Here is an 8,736-nt window from a genome sequence, read left to right as displayed (position 1 = left end):
TGTTTATACGTTTAATGTTACAGATCCAAAAGAAGTAGATATTTCTGTGGTAAATGAACAAAATATTGGGATGACATGGGTACTTTATCATGAATCAGACATGCAAAATTATGTAGCTTGTGGTGAAGATGAAGGAAATACTATAAAGGGAAAATTCGTAGCGAAATCAGGGAAATATTATTTAAATGTATATAAATTCGATGATAAAAATGGTGAATATTCATTATTAGTAAAATAAATTCATTTCCGATATGTATACGAGAGTTGTATTTTAGGAGGAGTCTGTCATGATAGGCTCCTCCTACTTTTTATTTACATATTAGAACCATTAAGAGTACAAAAAAATCGTGTTTGAAAAAAGTTTAATTATTTCTTATCTTCATTACTATACTATCAGACTCTTTTCTTTAATAAGTCTAAAAGATTCAAGTGCTTACAAGGAATACTTAGCTAACTGTTCACCCCAAGATGATAATTCCGTTTCAATAAATCCTGCTTTTTTATATACAAATTTAGCTGTAAGGTTTTCAGGAGCATATCCAATCATTATTATAGAAATGTTTGCATTATTATTTCTTCTTATCTCATCAATTACCAGATATATAGCTTGTTTACCTATACCTTTCCCTTGAAATTTTTCATCAATCATAAGTCTATAAATCCAATAATTATTATCATCAGGATCTATCCCAAACATAGTAAATCCTATCATTTTCTCATCAAAATAAATCCCTTTTGCATAGAAGTTATCTAGAAATTGAACTTCTGCGATAGAATAAAGGTTGGATGCAATAAATGTTTGTTGTTCTTTTTTAACAGAAAGTCTAATTGCTTCTTTCCAATTACTTTTGTCAATAGCCTTTAAATAAATTTTCTTCAATCTGATACTCTCCTTCCAATATTGAGGAGGAACCACGTAGTTTATGGGCTAGTGATACGTTATCCCCTTGTTTTTTTGCTTAATGAAATAGAAATATTTTCTCATCGACAACATCTCCTTAAAGGTACAATTCAAAACACATTAATATAATTATATTCTTCCTGCTATAAATTATTTTCCTGTTAAAAAATTCTATTTCTCTACCTAATTTATCTAAGGTATATGATACCAAATATCGGAAGAATCTCTTTGCAAACAATTTTATTTCAACTTGAATAATGAAAGATTAGTCAGATTTATATTATGGTGAAAACTTCAAACGATTGACTCAAGTGAAAACTAAATACGATCCAGAAGATATTTTCAATTTCCCACAAAGTATTCCACCTGTTTATAAAAAATAGAATTCCTTGCCTGCTTTAAATTTTGCAATTTATAAAGAATAATAGATAAAAAAGATTGCACGGATAATGAATAAACATGAATCAATTATATAAGGAGCACATCAAATCGCCGTCAAAATAAGATTTTACATTATCCATAAAGCAAAAAATACGTTATCCCTTCCTCTGATTCTGCAGAAAGAATAGCGTATTTTTTCATTTTAAGAGGAATTTTATTTTCTTAGCTTGATAGAGATGTGGTGCTACTCCATCGGTAAAACAAAGGATTTTATTAACTCATTAAAAAAGTGACTTTAAGTAAGAGGTATATATACGGAATGCCATCAGTATTTCTCTTATTTTTCACTTTAATTTATGGAATGAAGTATTTGACGCAAATAACTTCTTCTAATAATAAGGTAGTAAATTATTTGCACACTAATAAAGCTCGTGAATATGAGAATAGAATTTCCTGCAATAGGTAAGTCTATGTGTCTGCTCTGCGCTAAAAACCTTATTGCCAAGAAGGCCACGCTACTATGAAGAACAGAAATCACAATAGGTATAAAAAATAATATACTAATTTGTTGGGTTACAATTTTTTTTATCTCTCTTTTAGTTAACCCTAATTTAGAAAGCATTTGAAATTGGCTTTTATCTCGATCTAAATCTGTAAATAAACGGAAGTATAAGAAACTAATTGTAAATATAAAAAATACAACACCTACTAGTACACTGAGAATAGATAGTATCGCATTCACTTGTTTACCTTCTAACCATTTTAATACCGGGGAATCAAATATAAAAGGTGGGCGTCCGCTTCTATAATCATTTGGAATTATCTTTGTAAGTTTTTTAGCCATATCTGCTGTTTCATACATGTTTTTAATTAAAAAACGATAGTCTATATACTGATCGATCTTTGCTTCTCCTAACTGTGTATTTAGCATTGTTTCGTACATTGAATCCGAAACAACGACAGAAAAATTATTAGATGGGCTGATAATATTATCCATTAATATTTTATTATCAGAAAAATTATAATTCATAGTACCGTGTTCCAGTGTAAGGGATGAAGACAGTTTCTTTAATTTCTCTTGAGGAGCTACTCTCAGATACATTTTTGATGGTAGGATTAGACTGTCTGTTTCCTTATTTAACGTTTCTGCTGGATATCCTAGTGTTTTGGCAGTTGCGTTGTAATCAGTCAGTTTCATAATTGGTGTTGCGTGACTTGTTGTATTAAAACCAGTAGAAGTTACTAATTTATATGAGAATCCATCATTATGTAATTGTTTCTCTATTTGAGAAATATGAAATGCCTCCTCCTTGTTGTGTTTATATGATTTATATTCAAATGCATAAGGACTGTTAACTTCCGCTAATGCGCCATTTCCAATAGAAAGGCAAGCACCAATAGAGGTAAAGGCAACTGCGGAAAGTATACTTACTAGAAAGAGTGTTCGTGCGTTATCTGTCATTCGATATGTTAACTCTGAAAGCATTAACATATTGGTTTTTTTAAAGAAAGTGTATTGACGATTTTTCAATATTGTAATGACATAAAAGCTGAGCTGAGTAAATAAAAAGTATGTTCCTAATACAGTTAAGAAAACACATAGTAATAGAACATATATCTCAATTCCTTTTTTTAATGCCATATCCAAATAAAACGCTGAGGCATATCCAATGCAAATACAAAGAATTGAGAAGAAAGCTAGCCATTTAGATGACTTTGGTTCCGCTTTTGGTTTTTCTTCAGATTTCATGAGTTCAATTAGCTGTGATACCTTCATTACTCGTACAGTGAAAAAAGAGACAAGTATAAATAAAATAAAAAACATAAGAGATGTCACTAAAATTGCATTAGTAGGAAAATGAAATGGAAGCCCACCTTTTAACAGGAAAAGGGAACCACTTATCAGTAAGATTAATTTTCCAAAAACTAATCCAAGTCCAATCCCAACAATAATTGCAGAACATCCAATTAACATATTTTCCATGAAAATTAGCTTTTTTAATTGTGCGTTAGACATGCCATGGAGTAATAAAATCCCAAATTCCTTTTTCCTTGTTTTTAAAAACATAGTAATAGAATAGAGAATGAAAAAGAAGGAGAAAAATATAATTAGATATTGAGCAATTTTAAATCCTTTTGTACTTAAAGAACTCATGGTTTCACTGGTCGATACAAGATTTCCAGTGAAATTAGGATGAAATGCAAGCAATTCAAAAGTAAATAGAATCATCACGGCAAATGTACTACTCAAAAAATGTCCAAGGTATAATCGTTTATTACGAGTGACATTATTATATACAAGTTGACGAAAATTCATGTTAATTACCTCCTAGTAAAGATAGTACATCTGTAATATCTTTGTGAAATTTTGAACGATTGTCATCGCAATAAATTTCATTATAAAAAGATCCATCTGTAATGAAGATTACTCGATCACAGTAACTCGCAGCTACGGGATCATGTGTCACTAGCATCATAGTTACTTGTTGATCTTGATTTAATTTCTTTAGGAGTTCCATCACATCATTTGCCGCTTTTGAATCTAAATTTCCTGTTGGTTCATCTGCTAATATTAATTGAGGAGAATGAATAAGGGCACGAGCAATGGCGGTTCGTTGAGCTTGTCCTCCTGAAATTTCATAGGTTCTTTTATTTAAAATCTGTTCAATCCCTAGTTTTTTGGAAAGGACTTCTACTTTGTTGTTCATTTCATTCAAACTTACATTATCTAATGTAAGTGGTAAAACAATATTCTCTTTTACAGTTAGCGTATTCATAAGGTTAAAGGATTGAAAGACAAACCCTAGTTCACGGCGTCTAAATAATGCTAAATCATTAGAAGATAAACAATGGGGATTTTTTTCGTTAATAAATACTTCTCCTGATGTGGGTGCATCAATAGTAGAAATCATATTCAGTAAAGTTGATTTGCCACTGCCTGATGCTCCCATAATTCCTACAAATTCTCCTTTTTGTATTGTCAAATCAATATTGGAAAGAGCTTTATAAGATACTTTTCCTGTATTATAAATTTTACTTAAGTTACGGACTGTTAATATACTCATAGTTGTTATCTCCTATTCTTTTATTGGCTATATATAATTTAATCTAAAGCATTATAGTCCTCATATTGAATTGTCTTACATTTACCTTACAAGCATGTAAGAATTCTATCTTTTAAGAAAATTATTTTAGAGGAGGTTAAAGATTTAACTCAACATATTTACAGTGTATAACGCCTATTAAATTAAAGGAAGGAACCTATTAAATTTCCTAATAGGCTCCTTTTTTTAAGGCGAAAATTTCAAATATAGAGTTATACTTCAAATCGTTTGCGTTTTCATACAAATTTTATAAAGTTAAAAATTTCTTGTTTTATTTTAGCTTTATATTGATAAGATACTAGCATCCAATTTTTTTATGATTCAATCCAGGATAAAATATCTACTACCGTTTGATAGGCAGTGCATAATGACCAAAAGATAAATCCAGCAAGGCACTTGCTTCTTGACGCAGTAACAGATCTTTCGGACGGAACATAAAGGACCCATCAGCATTGATGGAAGTATCAGGGTCTAGAATTCCTTGGGAGGCAAGTGCCTGAATCGATTGGACTGCCCAGTCGTCTGCGGCATCAAGTAATTTAACTTTAATAGCTTTATCAGGTTGAATCGGTTTCAAGTCTTGAATTTGCTTAACGTTTTGAATCATGGTTGCTGCGACCTGTCGGGTAATTGGAGTAGCATGATTATACTCTGGAATTCCATTCATCATTTTTTCCCTTGCCTCCTTGGATTCGTCTGGAAAACCGTTCCATCCGTGAGCAAGTAACAGCATATCCGCAAATTCTCCTTGTGTCATGGTGTCCATCGGATTAAATAGATTATCTGTTTTAGCACTCATAATATTTAGAGCATGAAGATTATCAATGTGATTTCTATATTTACTCTTTACTGGCACGTCATCAAACGGTGATTTGTTGTTAATTTTCTGAGCATCTGCTACAAAATCAAGGCTTTTAGGAGAGGTGTAGTGAAAATATGTAATTTCTCCTGCTGAATTCTTTTTGAAAGCGACTTTATTGCCTTCTGAATCCTCAAATAACAATGGATGAATCATTTTGAGAACTTGTTTTCCCGTTGTTCCACCCTCCATAATCAAATTCCCATTTTCATAAGTAAAATGAGTGCGAATGGCAGCGAAACGCGTATTCTGGAATAAACCCAAGTATTTATGAGCCTCTTTTTCCTCTAACGGGAGATAACTTGTTTTTACTTCATTCTTCTTAGCGGGGAAATAGTGATCCATGAGAGCTTCATATATGTCTATACTCATCATTGAATCATTATTGTAAGACATGAAGAATGCTGTTTTTTGTTCAGGCACTAAAATCAGCAGTGATTGATGCCCAGGCATACTTCCACCTTTCATTACAACATGTTGACCGTTAGCAAATTTATTAAAAGGCGTTTCAAATCCAATTGTCGCAACAGGGACTGTCTTATCATCAAAAACTTGATAGGCATGCATCATATCTATGCCTTTTTTACTTACAATTTCTTTGTCTTTAAACGTTCCTTTCTGTAGTTGCATAATCATGTATTTTGACATGTCTTCCGCAGTAGATAAAATGCCTCCTTGTGGTGTATCACTTAAACCGCTCCCACTTGTTGGAATCGGATCACCTGTGGGACCATAATGTGTAGCCATTCTTTTGAGAAGGTCAGGCGTAAAACTCATACTCGTAGATTCCATATCTAATGGTTTGAAAATATTTTTTTCCATATATTTCGAGAAAGGGGTGTTAGTAGCATTTTCTACTGCAAACCCTGCGAGCGCAAATGAGACGTTATCATACGTATAAGCTTCCCCTGGTGGCCGTATCACCGTTGGCATATGCTTAGAGAAAAATTCTTTCATTGGTATACTATTATGAACGTATTCGGGTCCAGTTATATTTGTGAGGTCCGGAAAATCTACCCCGCTAGTATAAGTAAGCATATCAAACAGGGTGAGAGGTTTCCCTGTTTGATTAGGAATTTGTAATCCACCAAGGTATTTTTGTACATCTTGATCTAGTTTAAGCTTTCCTTTATCGACTTGCTGCATCACAGCCAAAGCAGTAAAGGTTTTTGAGACTGAAGCGATTTGAAAGACCGTGTCCTTAGTGACAGGGATTTTCTTTTCTTTATTGGCATATCCATATCCTTTATTGACAACGACCTTTCCATCATGAACGACGACAAAACTAGAACCGTTCACATTATACTTCTTCATTTTTTCTTCAAATAACGGGTCTGCAAAAGATTCTATTTCTTTTTTATTATTAGGTCCTTCCATCATTTGAATATTAGTTGAGGATGCTAATGGTTTTGATTTTTCAGCTTCTAATAATTGTTGGGAACACGCAGAAATCATTGTTGAAGAAGAAAGAAGAACTGCAACGATCCCCAGTTTGTTAATTACTTGTTTCATTTTTGTAAGCTCCTTTAATTGATTTGTTTTTTTTGTTAGCGAAACGAGTTAGCACCCGTTAGCGTATGAACAGAGTGTAGCAAGAGGCCAGTCATAGTAGGTAGTGAGTTTTTGTCATATTTATAAAGGAGAACAAAATTGAGTGGATAAGGCTGTATTAATAGTTATGTCATAAAAGTCATGACATTTTGACACTACCGTGTGTGACAGAAAAACATTTAGAATCAAGGAGCAGTTTTTAACGCATTAACAATAAATGGGGAGGGGAGACCTACATTGTGTATGTTAAAAAATATAATGAGGCGTGAAAGGGGAAATAGGCATGATTTATTTATGAAAAACAAACCAGTAATAAGAGTGGTTCTTCTAGGGTTAACATACATGCGGAAAAAGAGGGATTTATCGTTTGTTAGAATACAATTGCATTTGTGAAAAAATAATTAGCAAGATAATTACAAATGTAATATTGAACTTTTAATAGAGGTGATAGCTGTGTGCTTAGTATGAAACAGCTAATAACCATCTACACAATATGAATAGAGGAGAGGGAGAATCTTATGAAAACAAGTAGGCAAATTACGAGTGCAAGTCTATCACTTTTAATAGCTGGAAGTTCCCTGTTATACATAACACCAGCCTCAATTGTAAAAGCAGAACCCACGCAAAATGTATCTAGTTCGTTACAAACAAGTAATCAAAGTGATCGTACTTCCGTTAAGAAAGCAATACGAGATTCACTCCAACTTGGATACCCTGGAATACTCGCTCAAATTTCTAAGGGTGGTAAAAATTGGAGCTACGCCGCCGGGATAGCGGATCTGAGAACCAAGAAGCCGATGAAAACAGATTTTCGCTTTCGCATTGGCAGTACGACGAAGACATTCATTGCAACAGTTCTACTTCAATTGGCTGGAGAGAACCGCTTGAATCTAGATGACTCCATCGGAAAATGGTTGCCTGGCGTCATTCAAGGAAACGGATATGATGCTAACCAGATTACGATTCGGCAGATATTGAATCATACAAGTGGGATTGCTGAATACTTAAAGTCAAAAGACTATGATATTATGGATACAAAAAAATTGTATACGGCTGAAGAATTAGTAAAGATGGGAATTTCTCTTCCACCAGACTTTGCTCCAGGTAAGGGCTGGTCTTATTCAAACACAGGATACGTAATACTAGGTATGCTTATTGAAAAAGTAACTGGAAACAGCTATGCGGAAGAGGTTGAAAATCGGATTGTTGAACCGCTCGAATTGTCGAATACATTCCTACCTGGTAATTCAACTGTTATTCCAGGTACCAAACATGCCCGTGGATATGAAAGATATGACGGAGAAAGTGAGCTAAAAGACGTTACTTATTCTTACCCAGGTAGCTCGGATGGAGATATGATTTCTACTGCTGACGATTTAAACAAATTCTTCTCTTACTTACTCAGTGGCAAATTACTGAAGGAACAGCAACTAAAACAAATGCTTACTACAGTTCCTACAGGAATTGCTGAAATCGGCAGATATGGTCTTGGAATCTATGAAACTAAACTTCCAAACGGTGTCTCGATATGGGGACACGCAGGTGCCTCTCCAGGGTTTTCTACTTTTGCTGGAGGCACACTTGGAGGCAAGCATACATTGGCCATCAATTTGAATGGCCATAAAACTAGTCATTCTAATCCTTTTAAAAATATTTTACTTGCTGAATTTAGCAAGTAGGCAAAAAGGAAAAATAGATAAATTTTGTCATAGTTTTTATAGTTGAAAATATCCTTTTCTGGTTCAAAAAATACCTTAATTTTAAAGTTTTTTTAAAATTAAGGTAGTAAATGCTGTTAAGCTAATAAAACAAAATCCTCCGTAACATGAAAAACGTTATTCTTTCTCTAGAATCATAGGAAAGGATAACGTTTTTTTACATTTGGGGTAAAGCAGGTTCCTAATTTGATGGACATGTGGCAGTACCCTAGCCTATCAAGT

6 protein-coding genes and 1 pseudogene are annotated in these 8,736 nt (G+C 33.4%); 3 read left to right on the top strand and 4 right to left on the bottom strand.

The genetic code is table 11. The annotated features are described in order from the left end of the window. On the top strand, nucleotides 1–238 hold a 238-nt coding region (locus tag ACTFSL_RS26725), incomplete at its 5' end, for a PPC domain-containing protein (protein WP_440042675.1). A gap of 195 nt (nucleotides 239–433) precedes the next feature. On the opposite strand, the gene ACTFSL_RS26720 is transcribed toward ACTFSL_RS26725, so the two are convergent. Next, on the bottom strand, nucleotides 434–880 hold the full coding sequence (locus tag ACTFSL_RS26720) for a GNAT family N-acetyltransferase (RefSeq protein WP_063538682.1): 447 nt from the start codon (nucleotides 878–880) through the stop codon (nucleotides 434–436). A 299-nt stretch (nucleotides 881–1,179) separates the two neighbouring features. Here ACTFSL_RS26720 and ACTFSL_RS26715 point away from each other — a divergent pair. Next, nucleotides 1,180–1,284 (top strand): annotated as a pseudogene (locus ACTFSL_RS26715) (BBE domain-containing protein); the annotation flags it as partial. A gap of 347 nt (nucleotides 1,285–1,631) precedes the next feature. Here the strand turns inward: ACTFSL_RS26715 and ACTFSL_RS26710 are convergent. From ACTFSL_RS26710 to ACTFSL_RS26700, 3 genes are all read right to left on the bottom strand, one after another. Further along, on the bottom strand, nucleotides 1,632–3,599 hold the full coding sequence (locus tag ACTFSL_RS26710; RefSeq protein WP_088338287.1) for an ABC transporter permease: 1,968 nt from the start codon (nucleotides 3,597–3,599) through the stop codon (nucleotides 1,632–1,634). Between the two features lies 1 nt (nucleotide 3,600). Continuing rightward, on the bottom strand, nucleotides 3,601–4,347 hold the full coding sequence (locus tag ACTFSL_RS26705; protein ID WP_088338288.1) for an ABC transporter ATP-binding protein: 747 nt from the start codon (nucleotides 4,345–4,347) through the stop codon (nucleotides 3,601–3,603). A gap of 382 nt (nucleotides 4,348–4,729) precedes the next feature. Then, a complete protein-coding gene (locus ACTFSL_RS26700; protein WP_088338289.1) occupies nucleotides 4,730–6,757 on the bottom strand; it encodes a serine hydrolase in 2,028 nt (675 codons plus the stop codon). 557 nt (nucleotides 6,758–7,314) lie between these two features. Between ACTFSL_RS26700 and ACTFSL_RS26695 the strand changes: the two genes are divergently transcribed. Further along, the gene (locus tag ACTFSL_RS26695) at nucleotides 7,315–8,475 is read left to right on the top strand and encodes a serine hydrolase domain-containing protein (RefSeq protein WP_088338290.1); all 1,161 of its coding nucleotides are present in this window, start codon (nucleotides 7,315–7,317) and stop codon (nucleotides 8,473–8,475) included. Nucleotides 8,476–8,736 lie beyond the last annotated feature (261 nt).

The organism is Bacillus cereus group sp. MYBK108-1, from assembly GCF_051917185.1.
GTDB lineage: Bacteria > Bacillota > Bacilli > Bacillales > Bacillaceae_G > Bacillus_A > Bacillus_A cereus.
This window is presented reverse-complemented; position numbering and strand designations above follow the sequence as displayed.

What these genes read in the sequence shown, in the direction of transcription:
- ACTFSL_RS26710 (WP_088338287.1), bottom strand. Translation starts at nt 3,599, where the DNA reads ATGAATTTTCGTCAACTTGTATATAATAATGTCACTCGTAATAAACGA.
- ACTFSL_RS26705 (WP_088338288.1), bottom strand. Translation starts at nt 4,347, where the DNA reads ATGAGTATATTAACAGTCCGTAACTTAAGTAAAATTTATAATACAGGA.
- ACTFSL_RS26700 (WP_088338289.1), bottom strand. Translation starts at nt 6,757, where the DNA reads ATGAAACAAGTAATTAACAAACTGGGGATCGTTGCAGTTCTTCTTTCT.
- ACTFSL_RS26695 (WP_088338290.1), top strand. Translation starts at nt 7,315, where the DNA reads ATGAAAACAAGTAGGCAAATTACGAGTGCAAGTCTATCACTTTTAATA.